This window comes from Ohtaekwangia kribbensis (assembly GCF_042676245.1).
GTDB classification, from domain to species: domain Bacteria; phylum Bacteroidota; class Bacteroidia; order Cytophagales; family Cyclobacteriaceae; genus Ohtaekwangia; species Ohtaekwangia kribbensis.
In genome coordinates, this window is the sequence record NZ_JBHTKA010000003.1 from 221177 (window position 1) to 246788 (window position 25612).

Here is a 25612-nt window from a genome sequence, read left to right on the forward strand (position 1 = left end):
CCACTAGGAGTGTGAGGTGTGAGATATAGTGTGTGAGTTACTGGTTTAGCAAGGAGGTGCTTCCAATAGTACATCCGATACTCCTGCACCTGCGGGTACCATCGGGAATACGTTGTCTTCTTTACCTACTACTACTTCGAGGAAGTATGAAGTTTTCGAGTCAAGCATTTCCTGCAGTGCTTCATTCAGATCATCACGAACTTCAACCTTACGCGCCTTGATGTTGTACGCACCCGCCAGTTTAATGAAGTCAGGGTTTGTCATCTCGGTAAACGAGTAACGCTTGCCGTGGAACAGCTGCTGCCACTGGCGTACCATGCCGAGAAAGCTGTTATTCAACACCATTATCTTTACCGGTATTTCATACTGCATGATCGTTCCTAATTCCTGAACCGTCATCTGATATCCGCCATCACCTATAACTGCAATAACCTGGTTTTGAGGTTTTGCAAGTTTAGCGCCCAATGCTGCCGGTAATGCAAAGCCCATGGTACCTGCGCCACCTGATGTTACGTTGGTTCTAGGATTCTTATATTTATAGTAACGCGATGTTACCATTTGATGCTGTCCTACATCAGTAACAACGATCGCTTCACCTTTCGATAAGTTCGAAAGATTATAGATCACTTCACCCATCGTGATTTTCTCTGTAGGATTACATTCACGGTGTATGACTTTATTATACTCGATGTCGTTAAGCTTGTGGAAGCTGTCAACCCACTCGGTGTGTTTGCCTGCATTACATTTCTGTATGAGTGCTTCCAATGCTTCTTTTGCATCGGCATGGATAAAGGCTTCTGTCTTGATGATCTTGTTGATCTCTGCTTTATCGATATCGATGTGTACTACTTTGGCTTGGGTAGCATATTTACTTACGTTGCCAGTTACACGATCGTCAAAACGCATACCGATGCCGATGAGTACATCGCACTCATTGGTATTGATATTCGGACCATAATTACCATGCATGCCGAGATAACCTACATAGTTTGGATGGTCAGTCGGGAATGCTCCCAGACCAAGCAACGTACAGGCTACTGGTATACCCGTCTTCTCGGAAAATGCGATCAACTCTTTCGTAGCACCTGACAACAATATACCTTGTCCGGCCAATATATAGGGACGTTTCGCTCCGTTGATCAACTCAGCAGCCTTTTCAACTTGTAAAGGTTGAAGAACCGGCTTCGGTTTATAGGTACGGATGTGATCGCATTTTTTATACTCAACTTCTTCGATCAATTCGTTCTGTGCATTCTTCGTGATATCGATGAGCACAGGTCCCGGACGACCGGTTTTTGCGATATAGAATGCTTTGGCAACAGCAGGTGCTATATCTTTAGCTTCAGCAACCTGTACATTCCATTTTGTTACCGGCAGGGTTGTGTTTATCACATCGGTTTCCTGGAAAGCATCTGTTCCCAACAGGTGTGCAAATACCTGACCGGTGATACATACCAATGGTGTTGAATCGATCGCTGCGTCTGCAAGACCTGTTACCAGGTTTGTGGCGCCTGGCCCGGACGTTGCAAATACAACCCCTGTTCTTCCCGATACGCGGGCATAGCCTTGTGCTGCATGTATAGCGCCCTGCTCATGACGAACCAGTATATGATTGAGTTTGTCGGCATAGCCGTACAACGCATCGTATACCGGCATGATCGCTCCGCCCGGGTATCCAAAAATTATATCGACTCCTTCTGCGACAAGAGAATTCAATAAGACTTCTGAACCAGTAATCTTTTTCTTTTCCTGAATTCCTTTTTCGGCAGCAGGTTTAGTCTTCGTCAGTAACGCATCCATCAGCAGCAGTTTTTACTTGTTTAGCATACTTCAATAAAATTCCGTTCTTAGCATTCAGTCCTGGTTTTTTCCAGGCTGCTCTACGCTGGGCTATCGTCTTCTCATCCACCAACAGGTTAATGGTATGTTTCTGTATGTCTATTTCGATGAGATCATTTTCTTCTACAAGAGCGATCAATCCGCCCTCGTATCCTTCGGGTGTAATGTGGCCAATTACAAATCCGTGTGAACCTCCGGAGAAACGTCCGTCTGTAATCATGGCTACAGATTTACCGAGACCTGCTCCCATGATAGCCGATGTTGGCTTCAACATCTCCGGCATACCCGGTGCACCTTTCGGTCCTACATAGCGTATCACAACTACATCGCCTTCTTTCACACGACCGCTTTGTATGCCGGCCACGAGTTCGAACTCGCCGTTGAATACTCTTGCTGGTCCTTTGAATCGTTCGCCTTCTTTACCGGTGATCTTTGCTACAGAACCTTTCTCGGCAAGATTACCATAGAGTATCTGCAAGTGTGCTGTCGGCTTGAGCGGAGTTTCGATCGGGTGTATAACATCCTGCTTCGCGAAGTCAAGTGACGGAGCATCTTTCACATTTTCAGCAAGTGTTTTACCTGTTACGGTTATACAGTCGCCATGTAAAAATCCTTTCTCCAATAAATACTTCATCACCGAAGGAACACCACCAATCTTGTGCAGTGCTTCCATCAGATATTTACCACTTGGTTTGAAGTCAGCGATTAATGGAGTTTTATCTGATATACGCTGGAAATCTTCCTGTGTAATCTTTACATCTACAGACTTCGCCATCGCGATGAGGTGAAGTACTGCATTGGTCGATCCACCCAACGCCATCACTACGGTAATTGCATTTTCAAATGCTTTGAACGTCATGATGTCGCGCGGCTTCAGATCCAGTGCAAGCAGATTGTGTATAGCTTTACCGGATGCTATACATTCATCGATCTTGTCCTTGCTGGTAGCAGGGTTTGATGATGAGTACGGCAATGACATACCGAGTGCTTCTATAGCGGAAGCCATGGTGTTAGCAGTATACATACCACCACACGCACCGGCACCCGGACATGAATTCTTAACTATACCTTTGAAATCTTCCGGTGAAAGTTTACCGGCCATCTTCTGTCCTAATGCTTCGAACGCAGAGATGATGTTGAGCTCTTGCCCTTTCCAGTCTCCACCAGCGATGGTACCACCATATACCATGATGGCAGGACGATTCAATCTTCCCATGGCGATCAACGCTCCGGGCATATTTTTATCGCAACCTACTACAGCAATCAATCCATCGTAGTATTGAGCACCACATACAGCTTCGATAGAGTCAGCGATAATCTCGCGACTCACGAGTGAGTAACGCATACCTTCCGTACCATTACTCATACCATCGCTTACACCAATGGTGTTGAAGATCAAGCCAACGAGTTCGTTATTCCATACAGCCGTTTTTACATCCTGTGCAAGTTTGTTCAGGTGCATGTTGCAGGTGTTGCCATCATACCCTGTACTGACTATACCGACCTGTGCTTTTTGCATGTCTTCATCGGTAAGGCCGATTCCGTATAACATGGCTTGGGCAGCAGGCAAGGTTGGATCTTGCGTTAAGGTCTTGCTGTACTTGTTAAGTTCTTTACTCACGTTTTTTGGTTAATGATTAGTTAAAAAAATTTTCTTCCCTTCTGAGTCGTATCCCGCTACAAACCGGGATGTCTGCATTGTTAAGTTCTATTATCTCGCAGATGATGGAAGTATCCCGAAGGATACTCCTCATCCACGGACATCTGGTTGTTTAGATGATAACGTAACTAAATGATTTCTCGAGTACCTGACATTTATAGGCTTCCTGCACGGTAGCACCCAGACTATCAAACCATTCTTTTTTGAATGGCTTTGCATCGATCGATTCAATGCCTGCTATTTCAGCAGCGGTGCCACACAAAAATGCGCTGTCTGCAGTTTCGAGTTCTTCTACTTTGATTTGTTTTTCTTTCACCGGTATATCTAACTCACGGCAAATGTTAATTACTGTTTGACGTGTTATACCCGGAAGTATATGTCCGAGTGAAGGAGTATATAACACTCCATCTTTCTCCATGAAAAAATTTGCTCCGGGTGCTTCAGCAACAAAGCCATTCATATCGAGCATCAGTGCTTCATCATAGCCTCTAACTTTTGCTTCGCTTGTTGCCAGGATTGAGTTTACATAATGACCGGTAACTTTTGCTTCCATCTTGAGTGAGTTCGGGTTGGGGCGCTGGTAGGATGAAACACACATCTTCAGTTGTTTCTCACCATGATATTTATCCCACTCCCAGGTACACATCATCAGGTAAACTTCATCGGTATGTGTAAGCTGCATGTTGGGTCCGCAGTATACCAACGGTCTGATATAGGCATCACTCATATCATTCTTCTCCAGTAACTGATATGCTATCTGGATGAGTTCTTCGGTTTCGTAGTGGAATGGTATTCCAACTAACGCACAACTTTTCTTCAGACGTTCAAAGTGTTCATACGCTTTGAAGATCTTTACACCATTCATGGTTTGATAGGCACGGATCCCTTCGAATGCACCAAATCCATAGTGAAGCGATTGACTATACAAATCCGTATGCGCATCAACAGCCTTTATGAACTTGCCATTCAGGAATAAGATCGTGTCTTTCGTGTAGTACATATTTACAACTGTTAGTTTGTAGTTTTTTATATAAAACAAAACCGCCCCGAGGCTATCGGGGCGGTTTGTGATTTTTTTATTAAAAAATTATACCACTATCGCCCCCGCGGGTTTGACAAGTAGAATGCTGACAATAATTACAAGCACAGAAAGTCTGTTCAACTCCGTAGAGTTTAACAAGCGTTCGGTGATTTGGTGATTGTTCATCATAAAATTCTGTGCGAGTACAATTGTCACAAATAATCAATTACGATTCAAGTGAAATGAGAAAAATATTTGAAAATTTCGCTAAAAACGAATGTTAGCTACTACTTACAGGCGTTCGTAAAGTTTGAATTTCGGGGGATGATGACGGTAGATTCTGTGTCTTTTTGGCCCGCAGATTTCACAGATAGACGCAAATAAAAGGCCAACACATTTTATGTGCTGGCCTCCCTATATATCGAAATATGTTATTCGTCTTTTAAGACTGTTACGGGATTCGTTAGTGCTGCTTTAATTACGTGATAACTTGTTATAGTCCATGCTGTGGCGAGTATACTTCCTCCGGCTATAATAAATGCCCATGGAGAAATCGGTACCCTATATTGAAACGCTTCGAGCCAGCTGTTGAGTCCCCATATACATAATGGTGTACTCAGAGCAATAGCGGCCATTATCAGTAATGTATAATCTTTCACTACCAGCATCCATATATTCCATACCGATGCGCCTACTACTTTACGGATTCCGATCTCTTTCGTGCGTTGTTCCAAAGTATATATAATCATACCGAGTAAACCGAAGCAAGCTATTATAATGGCAAGCGCTGAGAAGACAGTAAGCGCCTGTCCGAATTTTTCCTGTGAACGGAAATTGCGCTCGAAAGAATCATCAACAAAATCATACTGAAACGGGTGATTGCCAGCATGTAGTTGCCAATTCTTTTGTACAGAAGCAATCAATTTTGTCAACGACTCTTCACTGCCCGGAGTAACACGCAATACAGCATACTTCTTTCCAATGGTAAATATATCGTTCTTGATATGGAAGATTGCCATCGGCTGTATAGGTTGATTGATTGACCAGTAGTGGAAATCTTTTACAACACCAATTACTTCATAGCGACCGCGGCCCGGGTAATCTACCTTTTTACCCAATACGCTTTCATCTACGTTCCAGCCCAATGCATTTACGGCTGTTTCATTGAGAATGATTCGATCTTTGTCACCCGGTATATCTTTGAAAAAGTTACGTCCTACCTTCAGATTGATACTTAAGGTGGCTGCGTAGTGCTCGTCTGCTTTGATATAGTTTAGCGGTGTGATTTTTCCACCGGAGTCTTCACCGCTGAACTGATCGCCATCGGCAAGATACGGTGGCACCCCGCTGCACCACGATGCTTTTTCAACACCCGGTATATTTTCAAGCGCATGAACAAAGTTCTCCGCATCATTAATCCACTCCACGCGGTTTATTATCATCAGATTTTCGCGATCGAAGCCTATATCTTTTTGTCCTAAAAATCGCAGTTGCTGAAACACAACGATGGTACAAACAATCAACACCATCGAAATAACAAATTGAAAAGTTACCAGACCGTTACGCAAAGTCTTGCCTTGTTTACCGGTTCTCAATTTTCCTTTCATCGCTTCTACCGGAGAGAACTTGCTGAGAAATATAGCGGGGTAACTCCCGGATAGTAAACTCATCACTACAATCAATCCCAACAACACCCATAGTATATCCGGATGCTGCAACAGGTTCAATGAAAGTTGACTTTCGGTAAGCACGTTGAAGAACGGCAGCAGTAACTGCACCAGTCCTAATCCGATTAATGCTGCGAGACAGCAAAACATAAAGGCTTCCGAAAAGAAATGCAATGCTAGTTGAATTTTATCAGAGCCCATGATCTTGCGCAGGCTGGATTCTTTTATTCTGCGTGTATACTGTGCTGTAGAAAGATTCATGAAATTGATACACGAGAGTAAGATGATAAGCACCTCAACGCCCATCAATATATATACTGTGTTAGCATTGCCTACATTGTTCAGGCGGTTATATACATTGGTTGAATGAAGGCGGATAGAAGTAAGCGGTTGAGCAAAAAGATCCCATTTTTTTCCGCTTTTGATATAGTCATCAAACGACTGATTCATGATGCGCTGCAACGTTCCTTCCGCATACTTGCGTGGCAATGTCTGCAATTTCGCTTCGAATGCCGGTACGGAAGCTTGCTTGTCCAATAAGACAAACGTTTCGAAAGTTGTCCAAAGCCAAAGATCGTTGGATTGCATGATGCGGGGAAAGCTGCTCATCGACACCAGTATATCAAATTCGATATAAGAGTTATCGGGAACATCTCTCACGATCGCGGTAACTTCATATGTTTCGGTTACACTGTCTTCACCGAATTGCAGAAACTTTCCTATAGCTTCTTTCGATCCGAAATATTTCTTTGCTGTCGACTCCGTAAGTATAGCGGAGTGTGGTTTTTGTAAAGCCGTTTTTATATCACCCTTTACCAATGGGAAAGTAAATACCTCGAAGAAGTTGGAATCAACTGCAAGTATATTGGATTCATCGAATGCACGTATGTTGTTTTTATCTTCAGCGTTCGTTACCAGAAAATCTCCGGGAGGTTGTACGCGCGTCACTTCCGTTGCTTCGGGTATATCTGTTTTTATAGCATAGGCTACACCAGGGCCAAGGGAAGCAAACTGGTTGTTATCATTCTCGCCCCAGATAAATGTCTGGTTGATGCGGTATATATTCTCTGCGTTTCCATGGAAGCGATCGTAGCTGAATTCACGATCTACATACAGGTATATTAGCAGAGTACTAACGATACCGGCAGTAAGACCTAATAAGTTAATGGCAGAAAATAATCTCTGACGTTTGATGTTCCGGACAAAAAGGAGAAGATAATACTTGATCATACCTGCGTTTAGGATTTGACTGTAGTTGAGACAAAGGTCATACCATCGCTAAAATGATCAAAATAAGGCATTTTTTGAAGAAATTGACGTCCGGTAATAGCGCAGGGTGTTCGATTCCGGAATTTCATGCCCGTAGAATTCGCTGACAGTGCAGAAAAATAAAATGCATTTTATCTGCGATTGTCAACGCCTTCTACGGGCCAAAAGATTACTCGTCTTTAAGGACAGTCACCGGATTCATGCGAGCAGCTCTCATCACATGATAGCCTGTAATAGTTATTGCAGCCAGCAACATACTGCCGCCAGCAACAGCAAACGCCCATGGAGATATACTGATCCTGTAATTGAAATCTTCGAGCCAGTTGTTGAGGAACCATATACAAAATGGAGTGCTTAATACTATCGCGAGTATAATGAGCGTGGTATAGTCTTTCACGATCATTATCCAGATGCTGAATGCCGATGCACCTACAACTTTACGAATACCAATCTCCTTGGTACGCTGTTCCAATGTATAGATGATCATCCCCAGCAATCCAAAGCATGCAATCATAATCGCGAGTACGGCAAATACAATAAGCGCTTTCCCGAATTGTTCTTCTGCTTTATAGCTTTCCGCGAAAGCCTGATCAACAAACTCATACTGAAAAGGAGCATCACCGGCATGATGTTTCCAACTGGTTTGCAAGGATGCTATACATTTATTCCATGCATCAAGATCGCCTGGTATAATACGAACTGTCATGGACTGATGACCATTGGTTGCAATACTACCTTCCACATGAAATATACCCAGAGCTTCAATAGGTGCCTGCAAAGTCCAATAGTTGAAATCTTTTACCACGCCAATTACTTCAAACTCCTTTTCCTGTCCGGGATATTGCACTTTCTTTCCGATCACGCTTTCATCGACAGTCCAGCCGAATTCTTTTACAGCTGTCTCATTCAGAATAACGCGTTCTTTATCAGCCGGTATATTTTCAGAAAAATTGCGACCAACTTTCATTTCCAGGTTTAAGGTTGGCAGGTAATGCTGATCTGCTTTTACATAATTCAGCGATACCTTTTTATCAGCAGAACCTTCGCTGTTAAACTGATCGGCATCGTATATTCTCGGAGGAACCGATGTAGCCCATGATGCCGCCTCTACATTTGGTATATTGCCGAGTTCGTGTAAAAAAGTTTTCTTATCGGATATCCACTCTGCCCGATCAATTACTACCAGATTTTCACGATTAAAGCCTATATCTTTTTGCGACAGGTAACGAAGCTGCTGAAACACAACGAGTGTACAAACCACCAACACCATGGATATAACAAACTGAAACGTTACCAATGTATTGCGTAGCGCTTTTCCTTGTTTACCAGTGCGCAGTTTTCCTTTCATCGCTTCCACCGGGGCAAACTTGCTCAGGAAAATTGCCGGGTAACTTCCTGAGAGCAAACTCATGGCTACGATGAGGGTTCCCAACACGACCAGGACAACGGGTTGGCGAAGTATATTCAAATGGAGGTCATTGTTCGTTAGCACATTAAAGTAAGGCAGCACAAGTTGTGTTACACCAAAACCTATCGTGGCAGCAATGAAACAAAACATAAAAGCTTCTGAGAAAAAATGAAAGGCCAGCTGAGAACGTGCAGAACCCAATATTTTCCGAAGGCTGGATTCCCTTATCCTGCGAGTATATTGTGCCGTTGACAAATTCATAAAATTGATGCACGACAACAGCACGATAAATGCTTCAACTCCTATCAGTATATAGAGTGTTGTAATGCTCCCGACAGTACCAACCCGATTGTATATATTGGACGAGTGTAAATGTATCGCTGTAAGTGGCTGCACAAACAGCTCCCATTTTTTACCACTCTTAATATAGTCATCAAACGACTGGTTCATTACGTTTTGCAACGTAGTCTCCGCATACTTGCGTGGAAGCGCTGGTAGTTTGGAACGCACGGCATCTATAGTAGCACGTTCATCAAGCAGCACAAAAGTTTCAAAAGTTGTCCATATCCAGCTCCAACTGCGTTGTTTTACTTTCGGCAGACTACTCATGGATATCAGCATATCAAACTGGAAGTATGAATTTGCAGGAGGATCTTGCACAACACCGGTAATCTGGTATACCTGCTTGGACCCCGCGGAAGTTGCATTATAATGATCGGTGTTGATATCAGCTACCTCCAGCAATTTTCCGACTGGCTCTTCATCCCCAAAATATTTACGTGCTGTAGTTTCAGTTACCACTACACTGTTTGGATAGCGAAGCGATGATTCGGTATCTCCTTTTAGTAACGGGAAAGTAAATACTTTGAGAAAGTTCGAATCAACCGCTAATATGCCGCCCTCATCAAACGCCAATGCCTCGTGTTGTGGATTGGTATAGGATACCAGGAATTTGCCCGGCGGATGCACGCGGGTTACTTCTTTTACTTCCGGAATTTCGGCTTGCAACGCGAAGGCTACACCCGGACCGGTAGATGAGAATTGATGCTCATCGTTCTCACCCCAGATAAAGGTCTGGTTGATACGAAAAATATGTTCAGCGTGTTTATGAAAACGATCATGACTGAATTGGTCCGTTACATACAGGTATATAACCAGTGTGCTGACTATACCGGCTGTAAGACCAAGGAGGTTTATAAATGAAAATAATTTTTGACGTTTAATGTTACGAAAGAACAGCAAGAGATAATACTTCAGCATACAAGTAGTTTCTGCTAAAAAGACAAAGCATATACCACTCTGCAATTCTGCAAAATCAACGCTTAAATGCAAGTTCGAAAAAAGCGAAGCGTACGGTATCTATCGGTATGTGTCCGATTCTGAAATTTCAAGCCCGCAGATGTAGCAGGTAAACGCAGAACAAATCAGAAAAAATCAAATACGTTTATCGGTCATTCTGCGGGCAACGAGAAAACTATGATTGCAGGTACTCCACTATACCATCACGGATGGCTGTGAAGGTTTTGATGAGTGTATCTTCATCTTCTTCGAGCAACGTAACGCGAAAGCCTTGCAGCTCGGAACAGAATGATGATATCGGTACTACACAAACTCCTTTGGCTGCAAGCAGGTAGTATACAAAACGCTTATCCAGTGCTATATCTTTCCGGGGAGTGCCATCGGCATTGTTTACCCAACTGTCAACAAGACTGCCAACTTGTGTATTGGTAACCGTCAGCTTTTGTGTAGGCTTTAAACTTCCATCACGAAAAATAATGGTGTTGTAAAAAGCACCAAACGTTTCATTAAACGTGAGCTGAGGCACCGTACTGAGTATATCCGAGATGATTTTACTTCTGCGTCCTATATTTTTATTGGTCTCTTCGCGATATACTTTAAAGCGAGGGTCGCCCAATATCTTCGGTATAGTAAGCTGCGGTAGTTTGGTAGAACACACTTCAATCATCTTGGCATTGTCCAACGCCTGGCAAAATCGGTTGAAGTCTTCATCCTTATCGCGGTTGTAGTATTCCATCCAGCCGCAGCGTGCGCCCGGCCACGGTAATTCTTTGGATATACCTTTCATGGATATACCTGGTACATCTTCAATGATCTCCGCCAATGAATATGCCCGCGCTCCGTTATAGGTGATATTAATATAGATCTCGTCCGCGAGCAGAAAGAGATTAAACTCCTTTGCGATCTCTACAATGCGCTTCAGGGTTTCCAGCGGATATACCATTCCCGTTGGGTTATCGGGATTGATGATGAGTATACCCACTACGTTCGGATTATACTTTACCTTGTTGTATAGATCATCGAGGTCCGGATACCATTTGTTGTTTGGATCCAGCTTATAGGTTAGCGGTTCATGTGCCGCGTGGGCGGCTTCGGCACTCGAGTGTGTAGAGTAAGCCGGTGATGGACCGATTACCCGTGACGTACGAGATATGAACTGGTATGCTTTGGAAATAGCATCGCCCAGTCCGTTAAAGAAACAGATGTCTTCCGCGGTAATTTGCACACCGCCCATGGCATTGGTTTGTTTGGCCAGGAATTCTCTTGTTTCCAGCATCCCTTTGGAAGGACAGTAGCTATAGGTATCATCCTGTTTCATCATATCAGAAATGATATCCTTTATCCACTGCGGAAGTTTGTGATGCTTCTGTATAGGGTCGCCAATATTCTCCCACGAGATGGCCACACCAAGTTTCTTTAACTGGTCAGCCTTCTTTACGATCTCACGGATCTCATAGCTTAATTCCTTTGCACCTTCACTTAATAACTTCTGCCGCATGATTAAAAATTTTCAAGCAGCGATGTTGAGAGTTTTGCCGGAAGGATTCAAGTATAATCAATAAAAAATTTTCTGGAACAAGTGTTTGGTAGCAACGAACATAACAGTTTACATGTTTTCCGCTGTTCCTGTTGTCTCTGTAAAAAGACCCAGACCATGCATTACTTCCTTACCAGGCTCACTACATTCTCCACATGCATAGTGTGCGGAAACATATCAACCGGCTGTACAGCTGCAAGGGTATATTTCTCGGAAAGTATACTCAGGTCGCGGGCCTGCGTGGCGGGGTTACAACTCACATATACAATTTTTTTAGGCTCTGCTTTCAAAAGCATTTTGCAAACATCCTCGTGCATGCCTGCGCGGGGCGGATCAGTAATTACCGTATCAGGTCTTCCATGCTTACTTAGAAAATCATCGTCCAGTAAATCTTTTATATCGCCTGCGTAAAAGTCAGTATTGGAAATATTATTGATCTTCGAATTTACTTTTGCATCTTCAATGGCTGCGGCTACATATTCAAGTCCTATCACTTTCTTTGCCTGACCCGCTACGAAATTTGCAATGGTACCGGTTCCTGTATATAAATCATATACCAGTTCATCACCTTTCAACTCGGCCATCTCCCAGGCAATTCTATATAGTTCGTAAGCCTGCTCGGAGTTTGTTTGGTAAAATGATTTAGGACCCACACGAAACTGAAGTGTACCCGAACCATCAGGCTTTGGCATGGATTCCGTTATATAGGGATTACCTTTCCAGCAAACTATATTCAGATCAGCAAACGTATCATTCTTCTTACCATTGATAACATAATTGAAAGAAGTGATCTGTGGAAAATCTTTTTCAAGACGATGAAGTATACACTCGATCCATTCCATCTTATCGTACGTTACCTGCAGAATAATCATGGTCTCGCCTGTGTTCGCAGTGCGAATGGTAATGGTGCGCAGAAAACCAATTTGCTTGCGCAGATCAAAGAATGGAATGGATGCTTTCATTGCCTCATCCTTCACCGCGAGGCGTATAGCATTGGACGGATCGGGCTGCAGGTGACATTCCTTTACATCGAAAACCAAATCATATTTACGCGGTATATGATACCCCAACGCTACATCTTCCGGAGTATATAACTGGTGCATGCGTGCATCGGGCTGCGCCTCTTTACGCTCGTGAAGTTCCTCTTTGGTGAGCCAGCGTTCTGCAGAAAATGTATAGTCCAGTTTATTGCGATAGAATCTTGTTTTGGCAGATCCAACAATTGGACTGATCGCAGGGAGTGTTAGTCCACCCAATCGCTCCAGGTTATCTACTACCTGCTTTTGCTTGTATAACAACTGTGTAGGATAGTTAATATGTTGCCAGGAGCAACCTCCGCACAATCCGAAGTGAATACAAAAAGGTGTTTCGCGATCGGCCGAGAATTTCTTTATTGCCGTAACCGTGCCTTCCAGGAAGCTGCTTTTTATTTTCGTAAGGCGTGCATCTACAGTGTCGCCCGGAGCTCCGCCCTGTAAAAAAATCACTTTGCCATCCACACGCGAAACGCATTTGCCCTCAGATGCCATGGTTTCGACTACAAGATTTTCGATTATGTCTCCTTTTCGCATACGGGCGCAAAAATACAAACCTGCCGGAGTTTTTCGCTTCATCCTTATTCCCTATATTTAATCTCTAGCCGGAACGTTATGAAAAGATATTTACTGCTGCTGGTATTGGTTGTGGTGGCGTTTCCTTCCCTTGCCTCGCACATTGTGGGCGGAGAGTTTGAAATCCGGTATATATCCGCCAATCGCTACGAAGTACGACTCATTCTTTATTTCGATCTGCAAAACGGAAATCCGGGAGCGCAGGATGATTTTGTAAACGCGCGCATTTTCCGTAAACGCGATAATGCCTTTATGCAAGACGTTTTTCTGCCGCTCGATAGTATCTCGCGCGTTTCGTATACACAACCTGAATGCTCCAACGGTGAAATTCAAACCAACAAACTGATCTATAAAACGCAGGTAACTTTTTCCAACAGCCAATATGGCGATGCCCAGGGATACTATATTGTATGGGAACGTTGCTGCCGTAACTATAACAGTAAAGGCTTGCTTAACATTATAAGTGAAGAACCGCCCCCAGGTGTTATCGATTATCCGAATGCTGCAGGACAAACTTTTTACCTGGAGTTTCCTCCGGTGGTAAAAAACGGTGAGCCTTTCGTTAACTCAACACCACGCCTCTTCCCTCCTCTGAATGATTATGCATGTCCTAATAAATTTTACTATGCAGATTTTGCCGGTTCCGATGTCGATGGCGATTCGCTGGTATATACTTTAGTCACGCCATTTAATACACATACAGCAGAAGCTATTCCTTCCGGAGGACCAAGTCCTGCACCCTATCCTCTGGTAACATGGCGATCGCCTTTTAGTCTTACGAATATCATTGGTGGTTCTCCTGATCTGAAGATCAGCACGGATGGTTTATTGACGGTTACACCAAAAACACAAGGACTATATGTTTTTGCGGTGAAGTGCGAAGAGTATAGAAAAGGTGTAAAGCTTGGTGAAGTAAGACGCGACTTCCAGATGCTGGTAGTAGATGCTTGTCCGCAGGCCGATCCGCCACAAATACTCGGAAAGAAATTAGCCGATGCAAGTTTCACCTATGATGAAACGATGAACGTTACATTCAGCAATACAGTAACAGATGCCAATCGCTGCATTGAAGTACAGGTGTCTGATCCGGATGCTTTGAAGAGTTCCGATAACTTTATGGAGAACGTTACGATCAAAGCTATACCGATCGGTTTCAAAAAAGATATCAGCGGTATACTTCCGGCCATTACCTCGGTAACACTTACTGCATCTGCGCCGACAAAAACATTTCGGATATGTTTTGATGAGTGTCCCTATATAGAAGGGCCCTATACTGTTGGCATTGTTGCGTTTGATGATGCGTGTAGCCTTCCATACTTTGATACTCTTCGGGTATTGGTAAACATCACGCCTCCGGTTAATCACAATCCCTATTATTCTACAGCGGATATTACGAAGACCGTAACGGAAGGATCGCCTGTACAGAAATGGTTGATTAAAGCTGTTGACGAAGATGGTGATAAAATGAACCAGGTAATTATACCTGGCATCGGTGTCGACTTGGCCAGTGCCGGTATGTCTTTTAAATCATTAGGACAAGTTGGCGACACGTTGTTTACGGAGTTAACATGGGACCCGCGGTGTGATGTATTCAATTTCACCAATCGCACCAACTTCGATATAGCCTTGCAGGTTGAAGACGAAGATCAATGCGCCTTCAATCATCCTGACCGGATGAAAGTAAATCTCACCATACAATTGCCCGGCAACAGCAAACCTCTTATATCATCGCCCGAGCTTACCAACAACAGTACATTGATTGATACTGTAAACCTGGAAAGAAAGGTAAACCAGTCGCTGATATTTCATGTCAATGGGAAAGATCTTGACAAGGATAAACTCGTGCTGACGGGAGCCGGAAAAAATTTCAGCATGGCTGATTACTCCATTTCATTTCCACAGGATGTTGACTATGAAAATGTAAGCTCACTCTTTACCTGGAATATACGGTGCGATAATGTAGACCTGGATGTAAAAGATGAATTTACTTTTCACTTCCTGGTAGCGGATAACGAAAACAAATGTCGCTTTCTATATTATGATACACTGGTAGTGAATGTAAAATTAATGCCACCTGATAATACCGAACCCCAGCTGTTCGTATCCAGCGTCAACCCCGCTATAGCCTTGAGTCTTAATAACTCGATGGTGGTTACACTTGGTCAGCAGATAGACCTTAGTCTGAATGGCATTGATCCAGACACCTACCCTGAAGCCGATATGTTGCAGCTGAAATTACTTTCAGCGACCGGCAACGTACAACCCGAGGGCTACACGTTTACAGGCGCGGAAGGTCGCGGCACTGTCCAATCGCCCTTTACGTGGAAACCTGAATGCAACATCTTTACCAACGGGCAATATGAAAATGACTACATATTTACATTCCTGGTTACAGACGACCGCTGCTTTAACGGGAAAGGTGATACTGTAGAAGTAAATATCAAGATCAAAGACATAGACGGAAGCGATACCGAGTTTCTCCCACCCAACTTCGTTTCACCAAATGGTGATTTAAAGAATGACTACTTCGCCATGATGAAACGTGATGCTACTACCGGAGAACTTCTCAATATTCTCCCGCTCGATAACTGTGCAGGACATTTCGAAGGCATTACCATATATAACCGCTGGGGCAAAGAAGTTTTTGCCAGTGCCGACCGCGAGTTCAAATGGTACGCCATCGGTGAAGCATCCGGAGTATATTATTACCTCGTGAAATATTCAGACAAAGAATATAAAGGCGTTGTTACGGTTTCGTACTGGGATGATGAATCACAGGCTCAACGGTAACAGGTTATTCTCTTTTATATAAGCTGTCTCGCCCTGCCACATAATTTTTATCCAAACATCTTTTTTTCCTACAATTTCCACACGGTGCCCGGATTGAATAACAGAGACAACAGAAGCACCCGGTGAAGGTCCGTCCATAATATAGGTGTTGGTGTTTGCTACAATACCCATAGCAACTTTTGTCCCAACCGTATTATGCACCACCAGCGCTCCCAGCACAAGCACCATCACCACGAGCGAGGGCCAGTACAAGTGCTTTCTTCTTTTTAAATAAAAGCTCAGTCCTAACAACAAAAAAGCAATGGCCATTAACGCAATGCCTACAGGCCAATGATAATCGTTGTAGAACGACAAAAATCTGCCGGCATCTGTTTGTTTATAACCTTCCAGATTATGCTTGTCGGCCAGCTCTTCCATTTTTTCGAGTACCGACTTGTCGTTTGTTACATTGTAATAGAGATTCAGGTAATAAAGTGCTGCTCCGGTTTGCTGCAATCCTTCTTCTATGTATGCCATTTTCAGCAACATAGCAGGAGAATATTCATGTTGTTCAAAGATTGCTTTATAATGATCGAGTGATTGCACGTAGCGTTTCTCTTTAAAAAGAGAATCTGCCTGACTCAGCCGATGTGTAGAAGTCTGAGCGAGAAGCGTATAGCTCGCGCAAAAAATATTTATGAAAAGAATAATAAGATTTTTTGAAACGCACCTTTGCATATAATTCAGATTGGATTACCTTTGTGCCCTCAATTACGGGAAAAACCGCAAAATTGACAAGATTCCGTAGCTCAGCTGGTAGAGCAATACACTTTTAATGTATGGGTCCTGGGTTCGAATCCCAGCGGGATCACTTCAAAAAGCTTCGAAGAAACCTTCTCGAAGCTTTTTTCATTTTACAGGCGTTCTGTCGCTATCATTTCTCTGAAATATTTTTTTTGAAAATATTTCTGCTGCCTACATCTTTTTTTCGGGACTTTTAAAAGTCAACCATGATGCCTCGTCTATTTATTATTAAATCGTGGTAAAATTTTCTATATATACTGGTGATCTGCCCTGTCATTTAAAATTTTTCTTTCAGGCAAAACTTTCTTTTAATACGACCGGATGGGAATAAATTTCAATGCCTTGCCCGGAGCATTGCCGTGTTTCAATTTTCTCACCCAAAGTCAAGGCACAACGTTCAACGATGAACAATTTTTGTGCATCCAATTAAACCTGCCTGAAAGAAAAATCCAGATTCGTTAAAGCAGCATCGGCCGAAATTATATTGAGTGATGATCTTCACACTGTCGATCACAGCTTCGATTTCCTGCGAATTGAAAACAGAGAACGTGAACAGAAATTTTCTCAATGCGTCAGTCACGAACTTATTTACTTCCCGACCGTTCGCTATATACCTTCTCCCATTCCGTCAGTGATTCATCATAACCTGAACGATCGCTAAACACCTCCGGTTTGTAAGCGTCCCCCGGCTTATGTTTTTTGTGCAGGTCAAACTGACTGGCGTGCGAAGACAACCACAAATCGAACTGCAAAGCTTTCATTGCTTTCAGAGTATAGGCATAATCCTTACCAACATCTGCGTAACGCGGCATGCCGGCCAGGTTTGTCTCATCGAGTATCGAGGGCATGTTTGCAATCAGCACCCTATATGTATGCTTTTCATCTTTCACATCAAACAGAAAGCTGCTGGCACCGGGTGTGTGACCGGGATGATGCAACATCACTATATTCATGTCACCTAACTTTATTGTATCGCGGTCGTGTAACAAACGATCCGCTTTCACAGGCACAAATGTGGCTCCCTTCCCTCCCAATATATAGTCAGAGTCACCACCATCGACCAACAACGGTGCATCTTTTTCGTTGATCATCAGCCTGGCCCCGGTTTGCTTTTTTATAGCAGCCATAGCTCCCACATGATCAAAGTGCACATGCGTAGCCAGTAGTAGTTTTATATCCTTGAACTTGAAGCCAAGTGTATTTATGTGTGCACGGATCAGGGCTTCGGAGTCATCAAGCCCCGTGTTAATAAGTATATGACCCTGCGGTGTAGTGATCAGGTATGCCGCCAGATCATACGTACCAACGTAGTACAGATTACCCGCAATACGAAAGGGCTGATAGTCACGCGACCATTCTTCATTGGCAATCGGATGTTTCACAGCCTTCTGCGCATCGGCACGCTGTGCAGTGATGGTTAAAATGACAATAGCGCCAAGTACAGACATCAATCCTTTATGTATCATGATATTTTTTCGTAAGACAATTGCAATATAGCAGAAACTCTGAATGCCCAACGGTGACTTTACAAATCGTCAAGAACAAAAGGGATGGATACAGATACTAAAATAAACCTGAAATGTCCTATATTTATCCATGTCCAAGGCTATACTTTTAACAATACTGGCATGCCTGCATCTTCACTGTGTTGCTCAGCTGGCGTATCCTTACAAGGTATATTCAGAGAATGAAAAATTCTTTGTAAATTCTACACCCTTCTCGGACCAGGTCTGGACAGATCTCGGGAAGACCGTTGTTGTTTCAGCGGACGACACGTTGAAACCGATCATAACAATTAACCGGTACTTTTCGCCCGACTATTTGTTTCTCAGTAACGATGGACAATCGCTGTTTTATCTGGACAACTGGATTGATCCCTCCGTAACGGATGAATCAGGCATCCTCACACATTATCATCGGGGAGCAGTCAACCATATATATACCCTGAGCGACTTCAACCTCACGGATTCAACGCTCACACCTGCGCTGTTATATAATTCCTATAGCGAGTCCGACAGCGCCATTCAGTTTCCCTTCATCAACAAAAGCAACAATGTGCAGGTAAGTGGTGATACCTTGTCGTTGCTGTTGGAAAGTGGAATGGTATATACATTCTCGATTGCAACGGGAGAGATCATGAAGAAAGAGTTGCTTACAAGTTTTCTCAGCAGCCATACGGTGCAGCCAGCCAAACGAAGAACTAAAAACTATACGATTGATATACCCACTCAATTCGGACTTCCTAAACTTGAAAATGGAAGAGAGTATTGGACCGTGCTCGAAGAAAAAATGAATGTAGTTTTCCTGGAAGGCAACAACCGGGATTTCGAACAAAATTATAAACACTACATGTTCGAAATTTTGATAGCCATTGATTCAACCGGCAAGTGCGAAGAACTACAAATTGAAATGCTCGACAACTTCTATCGCGAAGAGATCTCAAAATTATTCAGAACACTCCGGTTCAATAAAGAAGAAATTCCGGATGGAATTGAGAAATGGTACTTCCGCTATATTACCGGGTTCAGAAAAAAATCGGCATCAGTCGCGAGAAAAGAACGGAAGCAGGAGATCAAGCAAGACAAACTTGAATATAAAAAACGCATCCAGCAGGATTCCATTGATCATGTATATATTCCGGCTGATCTGCAGGATTGCTTTAAACAACTTGACAAACTATTATCATCCGCTGATAAACAATCTTTCGCCAACGCAAGTGAAAATTCGTTGGACAAATACCACATGGGATTAGGACTCTGGATCCGTAACAACTGGGGACTTTGGAAAGGCTCGCGGTTATCCAATCACTTCAACAAACTTGGTGTGTTTCATCCCGATGATATGTCAGGCATCGTCATTCGGTTTTATCACCGGTATCTGAACGGGCACGAATTAAAACTGGACGAGTTGCCCCGGTAATAAAGTTTCACATACAAATGTTGTCGCATGCACAACCCTAACCTGCCGCAAACCGCCACGTTACTTTAAAAGTGTTACCCGTATTTTTGGGAGTAGCGTATCTATATTTACATAACCCCCCAAACACATGTTACTCCAAAATAAAAATGCCATCATCTATGGTGCCGCAGGCTCGCTCGGCAGCACTGTTGCACACACACTTGCACAGGCAGGTGCTAAAATATTCTTAACCGGACGCACAGCCGATCGCTTGCAAAAAGTTGCTGATGAAATTATAGCCATCGGTGGCAAAGCAGAAATAGCCATTGTAGATGCACTCAACGAAAAATCAATTCAGGCATATCTCGATAAACTTAGCAATGACGGAACTACCATTGATATATCGTTCTGCGCCATCGACTTTCAGTCGGTACAAGATATACCTTTGGTCGACATGAAGGCAGACGATTACATGCGGCCTATAACCATCGCGCTGCAATCACAATTCCTTACATCAACTGCGGCTGCGCGAAAAATGATGAAGCAACAATCCGGAGTTATACTCTCATTAACAGCAACACCGGGTGGCATTGGCTATCCCTATACCGGAGGCTTTTCTTCGGCCTGTGTTGCTATGGAAACTTTCGTTACCAACCTCGCCTCGGAGGTAGGTGCTTATAACGTCCGGGTTGTAAATATACGTTCCGCAGGCTCACCTGATTCACAGGTGTTTAAGCAGGCTATAGATGCCGTTCCGCAGGAGATGGAGCATGTATTGCAAAGCATGAAGAATGATACCATGCTCAAAAAACTTCCGATGATGAATGATATAGCGCAGGTTGCAGTTTTCCTGTCATCTGAGTTGGCAAACATGATTACCGGGGTGACTGTGGACGTAACCGGGGGTACAACTGTCGGATTGAATTATCGCGCACCAAAGATCAAGGAAGCCCACTCGGCTGGTGCAGCGTTAGTTACAAGTCGATAATACGTGTGGAAGAAACTATATACGGAGAATGAATAAGTCCCTTTAAAAACATAAGACCGGCAGTTTCCCGTCTGGATTTGCCGGCCTTGATTCCTAACCTTGCCTATGCGGGGCAATAGATGACTCAAAAGTATAGGTATATATCGTATCTAGCATCGGTTTATCTTTTAACAACATATATTGAACGATGAAGTGATGCTTTTGAAATTTTAATTGAAGTTTATCGGGTCAAATGCATTAATACTTGAAATATATACTTCACAACACCGCACAAACTAATACAACAATTCGAGGTATATTTTCACTCATTTTTTCAAATAGTCAGCGGTTATTATCGTTGGAGTCTTCATCCACGTTCTTCGCCTTGATCTCGAAGAAACATTGATCACAAACAAGTCTGATCTTCGCAAATCCTTCCGAGACATCGTTCCATTCGCCTTCGTGTAATCTAACCTTCTCACACGCATCACACCACGCCTGGTAATCATCGTCTGCTTCTATTGACGGGTCTGAATCAAAAGGCTCGTGAAAACCGGTACGCGTATAACTGTTTAAATGTTGACAAACAAACGCAGCCCTTCTTGCACCATGTGCTCCACAGGTCACATTATATTTCTCTTTCTGTTTCGTATATTCTTCTTCACTTACCACACCGGTAAATACAAAATAGAAGAAGAGATGATCTTCGGAAAATCTATATACACCAATCGCATCCAATACTTTGGCTGCTACTGAAGTCATAGCCCAACCTGTATATTCATCGCCATCAATCAGGCCGGTGAAGAGTTGTGTATAGCCCTTATCAAGACCGAATGCTCGCACTTTTTCAATATCTCTTCGTTCAGAGTCTTTCAGGTACTCGTTAGCCCATGACCATTTCCACGTATTTGTTTTCGTTGAAAATGACCCGGCTAATGTATAGTTGAAATAAAGATTGCGCCCGTCATTTGATTGAAAATGGAACACACCAAAGTCTTTATCAAAGAACCAGTTTTCATAACTATCCATGTCATATGATTCCAGAAATGAATTCTGCATAGCAGAAATCTGTTGGCAGCATTCATCCGCAAAGATCTCAAATGTATCAACGGACATAGATTCTATTTTCGCCAAACTTAAACAATTGTCATGATTTCAAGGCGCTTTGTATGGACTTCCGACAGTCTCCCGAAACTTCGATAGTTAAATCGGTTCATTAATATTAATTTGATAAAGAAATCTACCGAATAGCTCTTACCATGAACCTTACCTTATCCAAATTCTTCTATCAATTATCAATCGTTGTTTGTACAGCAAGTTTGTTATTTGCCTGCTCTGGCCCCGGGCGCGACACAATCTATATCTATAATCCTTCAAAGAATGCAATAACAATCACGATCGATAATGAACCGGTGGCAGTACCGGCAGACTCCTCCATTCGCAAGACAATTGATATCGGGAAACACACTGTAAAATACAACGACCGTGTTGACTCGCTTGATGTAACCGGAAGAAGCAACATATTGGTAAATCCTACCCAGGCAAAACTTATTAAAAGCGAGATGCTATACCAGACAGAGTATATAAAAAACGGTAAGGCATCAGACGAAGATTATACTATACCCTTAACAACGATGATTATCGACAGCTTGCGTTATGGCGGACACTTTTCATTAACAGACGATGTAATTATCAACGACTGGTATTTCTATATCCATGAAAAACCGGAGCAGTCCGTTGATGCAGATGGGTATATGCGCAAAGGCGTACAATCAGGTAACAATGGCGGCAATCCCACCATGTTGTCATCCTACAAATTATACACCGTTGACGAATTTACAAAGAACACCATACCACTGAACCGCGACAAACACTACATCGAGTTTATACTGAAGCAACACCTCACTACACTCACCAACGCAGACTATATATTTGTGAATGGAGGCGCACTACTGGCAGGTGCAAACAAACAGGAACTTGCCGACATGGGAAAAATTCACGTTACCAACAACAACGAAATATACCTGAAGAGACCATACCTGTACAACAAAGCTGAACACGGAGAAATAGTCGATACCCTTTACAAGCTAAACGACTGCATTGTAGAATTCGACAGCATCAACATCAAACAAGTAAAGGAGATTGCTTTTGTGAAGACGGAGGAGAGTTTGCCGTTGCGGCTTGTTATTCGGTGATTGTTATCCGTTATTTGTGCGCGGATGTAAATTCAATTGCTCAGAACTGAAGGCACAAAGCCTGAATGCTTGTCGTTAAAAAATTAGTTGTGGTTCGGTTTAAATTTAATGGCATTAATCTTCGTACCATCCGGCAAATCCTTTACCTGTCTATGAATTTGACCAGCGAAAGAGAAATGAACTTCCATGGACGTCACTTCAAAATTATCTACAGTGTAGTCACCACCTAAAACTGGGAGTTTTATATATGAGTATATCTCTCCTTTGTCTAATTCCAGACCAGCTTTCTTTAGTGCTGCCACCAGATCAACCAGGAACCAGTGATTCACTTGTTCATGATCTTGCAACTTTTCCTTAAACTCTCCCACGTTATCAGCAGCAACTGCTACAGTTCCTTCACCAACATTTAACCAGTATATTTTATCCTTATCGTCTTTAAGAAATATATCTCCAATACTTGTAACAAGTACAGGTGTCTTATTCTCACCAATAAGCCATTTCCAATCCGCAATCAGTTTATCAGAGGTGTTCTCGTCAAAATCAATTCGTAAGTCGTCCCACGTAATTTTCATTATTATAATTCAGTTACTATTCCATTCTTTTTCTTAACGTTCTCAATTCCTTTGCTTCAAGGTCATTATATAGTTGAGTCCGAGTGCAATGAGTCGTCCAATAGGTATTTTCTCTTTCTATCATTTCTTTCTTCATTACCTCTGTTAACATGAAAGGATAGAATCCCTTCTTCGTTCCATAAACTATATATTCCTTTCCTTCTTCAAATCTAAAGCCACAAGAACCGGATGTTATAGTAGTGTAAATCGTAATGGTGTCCGGAATATTCAATTCCTTAAAACGTTCCGTTACTAAGAATTGAACTTCAAAAATAAAATTCATTTCAAACATCTTAAGTTTCTGCGAATCTCCTGCAATGTCCTTTTCTATATCGTGCAACTTGTCCGTTCGAATCATCTCGGCAAAAGAAACAACTTTCCTTTTCAACACCTTTCCTGATATAATTATAGGTACATACTTAAATGATTCCCGAACGGTCCATGTTTCACTACACTTACATGCAAATGCCTGGCTTATTGACACCATTAAAGCTACTAGTAATAACGATTTCATAGTCTAAACAATTTAGTATCCGTCCTATGGATTATAGGATTCAATCCTGCTATCTCAGCACACCAATAATAACACCAAAGTTCCCATCCAGCTGTTTCCATTCTTGCTCTGGCAAATAGGTACGAGAAACAAAACCATCCAGGTAAAGTGCGTTCTTACAGCCCATGCTCTTGAAGAACTCGGCAAAGTCGTAAAAATTAACTTCCTGTTTAGACATAGCAAAGACCACTCTGTTATCAGGAAGAATGCCCACTCCATTTCTGATATTCAGGTTGACGGAACCTTTCTTAAATGCAGGATGCACTTGTCCATCAATTAACAACATAGGTCCAGACTGTGTTGCAAAATTAACTTGCCCTTTATCTATAAAATCCTCCGTTCGGCAAACAACTGCGTTATTATCTTTTGTTATATAAAACACGCCATTAGGCTTCAAATAAAAATTACCAGCACCCTTAAGTGTATCGAGAGGTGTAGATGTAATACCATTTTCAATATAAAGTCCCTGCGGAGAATTGTTTTTCATATACATACCTCCATTCATTGCAAATCTTAATTCCTTATCGCCACTCTCAATATAAGTCTTCAGATTTTGAATACTTTTAAAAATTTGTCCATTATCATCTTTCCAATAGAATCTGAGACTTGAGGCGCTGGTAATGAAACTTACAAATTTTGAATCCTCCGTGATTTGTGAAGCACCTGCGAGGAGTAAAAAAGTAAGAACGGCAAAAAAACTAAACCTGTTAAGCATTAAATCTTATAATTATATAAATACTAATATATAAAAGCCGCTTATACTTTTCCATCGACATTTTCCAAATTCTGCAACTTCAACACCTTAACACATCAACACAAAAAGAGTATCTTGCTGGATAAACGGCAACCAAGTGGCTTATTCGTTTCGCATATTAGGTAAAGTAAATCCGAACATCACCGTGGGTGATATACATGAAAAATTAGCAGGAGAAAACCTGCAGGCTGACTTTCATCTTCAACGTGGTGTAGCTGACAATTGGGAACAGATCATTTTGAAAAGTCAACGGGGAACAGACCTTGTGTTGATTGAGAAGACGGAAATACAACCTGGTGCACGAGGGGAAGAACAAATGCAGGCCTTTAAAGATGCTGTATACGGAGACAAACCCGACAACGCTGCTGCGTGGCTGATAAATTATTTCGACCAGATTAAAGTGGTATATACTTTCGAGATCGTAAGTCGGGAGATAGGCGAAGAAAATTACTGGGACGTTGTAACCGAACTGAAAATGTTATTCTGGGACATCACCCAGGGTATATTTCAAGCCGACCACGAAGGCTTCTCCAACGAAGACGGCTTCCTTATACTCTGGCACTTCGATGAACACGCGAATGGCCCGCGCCACGTAGGCACCCTGGATGAAAATGGAGAATGGGTAAACTACGAAATAGAACTCGACAACCCACAACACCGTGCAGACTTCCTTGCCGGTAGACTACCTGACAACCTGGAGCGTTTATAATTATACTATATATTAAACGGTGTTTAGTCCACAACACCAACA

General features: G+C 42.6%; 18 protein-coding genes and 1 tRNA gene. 6 read left to right on the plus strand and 13 right to left on the minus strand.

All coding sequences use genetic code 11. The features are described 5' to 3' along the window. Nucleotides 1-45: 45 nt before the first annotated feature. From ilvB to rlmD, 7 genes are all read right to left on the minus strand, one after another. Nucleotides 46-1800, minus strand: coding sequence for a biosynthetic-type acetolactate synthase large subunit (gene ilvB / locus ACFQ21_RS11515; RefSeq protein ID WP_377579096.1), 1755 nt, complete (start codon nucleotides 1798-1800; stop codon nucleotides 46-48). Continuing rightward, the gene (ilvD, locus tag ACFQ21_RS11520) at nucleotides 1775-3460 is read right to left on the minus strand and encodes a dihydroxy-acid dehydratase (RefSeq protein WP_377579098.1); all 1686 of its coding nucleotides are present in this window, start codon (nucleotides 3458-3460) and stop codon (nucleotides 1775-1777) included. The genes ilvB and ilvD overlap by 26 nt, the downstream gene beginning before the upstream one ends. Nucleotides 3461-3611: 151 nt before the next feature. Further along, complete coding sequence (locus ACFQ21_RS11525) at nucleotides 3612-4499, minus strand: branched-chain amino acid transaminase (RefSeq protein WP_377579100.1); 888 nt, start codon at nucleotides 4497-4499, stop codon at nucleotides 3612-3614. Nucleotides 4500-4951: 452 nt separating this feature from the next. Next, nucleotides 4952-7417, minus strand: coding sequence for an ABC transporter permease (locus ACFQ21_RS11530; protein WP_377579102.1), 2466 nt, complete (start codon nucleotides 7415-7417; stop codon nucleotides 4952-4954). A 208-nt stretch (nucleotides 7418-7625) separates the two neighbouring features. Then, entirely contained in the window at nucleotides 7626-10124 is a 2499-nt protein-coding gene (locus ACFQ21_RS11535) for an ABC transporter permease (protein WP_377579104.1), read from the minus strand. Nucleotides 10125-10338: 214 nt separating this feature from the next. After that, nucleotides 10339-11661 (minus strand): pyridoxal phosphate-dependent aminotransferase, encoded by a 1323-nt coding sequence (locus ACFQ21_RS11540; RefSeq protein ID WP_377579106.1) that lies wholly within the window; start codon nucleotides 11659-11661, stop codon nucleotides 10339-10341. Between the two features lie 161 nt (nucleotides 11662-11822). Continuing rightward, nucleotides 11823-13313: a 23S rRNA (uracil(1939)-C(5))-methyltransferase RlmD gene (rlmD, locus tag ACFQ21_RS11545; protein WP_377579108.1), complete on the minus strand. Its 1491-nt coding sequence runs from the start codon at nucleotides 13311-13313 to the stop codon at nucleotides 11823-11825. A gap of 36 nt (nucleotides 13314-13349) precedes the next feature. Here rlmD and ACFQ21_RS11550 point away from each other — a divergent pair, with 36 nt between their 5' ends. Next, the gene (locus tag ACFQ21_RS11550) at nucleotides 13350-16100 is read left to right on the plus strand and encodes a T9SS type B sorting domain-containing protein (protein WP_377579110.1); all 2751 of its coding nucleotides are present in this window, start codon (nucleotides 13350-13352) and stop codon (nucleotides 16098-16100) included. Here ACFQ21_RS11550 and ACFQ21_RS11555 read toward each other — a convergent pair. Then, nucleotides 16083-16817, minus strand: coding sequence for an SH3 domain-containing protein (locus tag ACFQ21_RS11555; protein WP_377579112.1), 735 nt, complete (start codon nucleotides 16815-16817; stop codon nucleotides 16083-16085). The two genes, ACFQ21_RS11550 and ACFQ21_RS11555, sit on opposite strands and share 18 nt — an antisense overlap. Before the next feature lie 60 nt (nucleotides 16818-16877). On the opposite strand from ACFQ21_RS11555, the gene ACFQ21_RS11560 reads away from it, so the two are divergent. Next, nucleotides 16878-16950 (plus strand) — tRNA-Lys (locus ACFQ21_RS11560). Between the two features lie 517 nt (nucleotides 16951-17467). Here ACFQ21_RS11560 and bla read toward each other — a convergent pair. Beyond that, complete coding sequence (bla, locus tag ACFQ21_RS11565; RefSeq protein ID WP_377579657.1) at nucleotides 17468-18331, minus strand: subclass B3 metallo-beta-lactamase; 864 nt, start codon at nucleotides 18329-18331, stop codon at nucleotides 17468-17470. Between the two features lie 148 nt (nucleotides 18332-18479). Here bla and ACFQ21_RS11570 point away from each other — a divergent pair, with 148 nt between their 5' ends. Together ACFQ21_RS11570 and ACFQ21_RS11575 are read left to right on the plus strand one after the other, a co-directional pair. Further along, complete coding sequence (locus ACFQ21_RS11570) at nucleotides 18480-19802, plus strand: DUF6794 domain-containing protein (protein ID WP_377579114.1); 1323 nt, start codon at nucleotides 18480-18482, stop codon at nucleotides 19800-19802. 127 nt (nucleotides 19803-19929) lie between these two features. Beyond that, nucleotides 19930-20769: an SDR family NAD(P)-dependent oxidoreductase gene (locus ACFQ21_RS11575; RefSeq protein WP_377579116.1), complete on the plus strand. Its 840-nt coding sequence runs from the start codon at nucleotides 19930-19932 to the stop codon at nucleotides 20767-20769. A 321-nt stretch (nucleotides 20770-21090) separates the two neighbouring features. Here the strand turns inward: ACFQ21_RS11575 and ACFQ21_RS11580 are convergent, their stop codons facing one another. Further along, on the minus strand, nucleotides 21091-21864 hold the full coding sequence (locus ACFQ21_RS11580; protein ID WP_377579118.1) for a DUF6882 domain-containing protein: 774 nt from the start codon (nucleotides 21862-21864) through the stop codon (nucleotides 21091-21093). A 143-nt stretch (nucleotides 21865-22007) separates the two neighbouring features. On the opposite strand from ACFQ21_RS11580, the gene ACFQ21_RS11585 reads away from it, so the two are divergent. Beyond that, on the plus strand, nucleotides 22008-22943 hold the full coding sequence (locus ACFQ21_RS11585) for a hypothetical protein (protein WP_377579120.1): 936 nt from the start codon (nucleotides 22008-22010) through the stop codon (nucleotides 22941-22943). A gap of 83 nt (nucleotides 22944-23026) precedes the next feature. Here ACFQ21_RS11585 and ACFQ21_RS11590 read toward each other — a convergent pair whose 3' ends face one another. From ACFQ21_RS11590 to ACFQ21_RS11600, 3 genes are read right to left on the minus strand one after another with little or no spacing between them, the layout of a single operon-like run. Further along, nucleotides 23027-23515, minus strand: coding sequence for a T6SS immunity protein Tdi1 domain-containing protein (locus tag ACFQ21_RS11590; protein ID WP_377579122.1), 489 nt, complete (start codon nucleotides 23513-23515; stop codon nucleotides 23027-23029). A gap of 16 nt (nucleotides 23516-23531) precedes the next feature. Then, nucleotides 23532-24068: a hypothetical protein gene (locus tag ACFQ21_RS11595; RefSeq protein ID WP_377579124.1), complete on the minus strand. Its 537-nt coding sequence runs from the start codon at nucleotides 24066-24068 to the stop codon at nucleotides 23532-23534. Nucleotides 24069-24117: 49 nt separating this feature from the next. Then, nucleotides 24118-24822 (minus strand): phosphodiester glycosidase family protein, encoded by a 705-nt coding sequence (locus tag ACFQ21_RS11600; protein ID WP_377579127.1) that lies wholly within the window; start codon nucleotides 24820-24822, stop codon nucleotides 24118-24120. A 136-nt stretch (nucleotides 24823-24958) separates the two neighbouring features. Here ACFQ21_RS11600 and ACFQ21_RS11605 point away from each other — a divergent pair, with 136 nt between their 5' ends. Beyond that, complete coding sequence (locus ACFQ21_RS11605; RefSeq protein ID WP_377579129.1) at nucleotides 24959-25570, plus strand: hypothetical protein; 612 nt, start codon at nucleotides 24959-24961, stop codon at nucleotides 25568-25570. The last annotated feature ends 42 nt before the right edge of the window (nucleotides 25571-25612 follow it).

Bases quoted from the DNA above. Each gene is read 5' to 3' on its own strand.
- ilvB (WP_377579096.1), bottom strand. From the start codon at position 1,800: ATGGATGCGTTACTGACGAAGACTAAACCTGCTGCCGAAAAAGGAATT.
- ACFQ21_RS11525 (WP_377579100.1), bottom strand. From the start codon at position 4,499: ATGTACTACACGAAAGACACGATCTTATTCCTGAATGGCAAGTTCATA.
- ACFQ21_RS11530 (WP_377579102.1), bottom strand. From the start codon at position 7,417: ATGATCAAGTATTATCTTCTCCTTTTTGTCCGGAACATCAAACGTCAG.
- ACFQ21_RS11535 (WP_377579104.1), bottom strand. From the start codon at position 10,124: ATGCTGAAGTATTATCTCTTGCTGTTCTTTCGTAACATTAAACGTCAA.
- ACFQ21_RS11540 (WP_377579106.1), bottom strand. From the start codon at position 11,661: ATGCGGCAGAAGTTATTAAGTGAAGGTGCAAAGGAATTAAGCTATGAG.
- rlmD (WP_377579108.1), bottom strand. From the start codon at position 13,313: ATGAAGCGAAAAACTCCGGCAGGTTTGTATTTTTGCGCCCGTATGCGA.
- ACFQ21_RS11550 (WP_377579110.1), top strand. From the start codon at position 13,350: ATGAAAAGATATTTACTGCTGCTGGTATTGGTTGTGGTGGCGTTTCCT.
- ACFQ21_RS11555 (WP_377579112.1), bottom strand. From the start codon at position 16,817: ATGCAAAGGTGCGTTTCAAAAAATCTTATTATTCTTTTCATAAATATT.
- bla (WP_377579657.1), bottom strand. From the start codon at position 18,331: ATGTCTGTACTTGGCGCTATTGTCATTTTAACCATCACTGCACAGCGT.
- ACFQ21_RS11570 (WP_377579114.1), top strand. From the start codon at position 18,480: ATGTCCAAGGCTATACTTTTAACAATACTGGCATGCCTGCATCTTCAC.
- ACFQ21_RS11575 (WP_377579116.1), top strand. From the start codon at position 19,930: ATGTTACTCCAAAATAAAAATGCCATCATCTATGGTGCCGCAGGCTCG.
- ACFQ21_RS11580 (WP_377579118.1), bottom strand. From the start codon at position 21,864: ATGTCCGTTGATACATTTGAGATCTTTGCGGATGAATGCTGCCAACAG.
- ACFQ21_RS11585 (WP_377579120.1), top strand. From the start codon at position 22,008: ATGAACCTTACCTTATCCAAATTCTTCTATCAATTATCAATCGTTGTT.
- ACFQ21_RS11590 (WP_377579122.1), bottom strand. From the start codon at position 23,515: ATGAAAATTACGTGGGACGACTTACGAATTGATTTTGACGAGAACACC.
- ACFQ21_RS11595 (WP_377579124.1), bottom strand. From the start codon at position 24,068: ATGAAATCGTTATTACTAGTAGCTTTAATGGTGTCAATAAGCCAGGCA.
- ACFQ21_RS11600 (WP_377579127.1), bottom strand. From the start codon at position 24,822: ATGCTTAACAGGTTTAGTTTTTTTGCCGTTCTTACTTTTTTACTCCTC.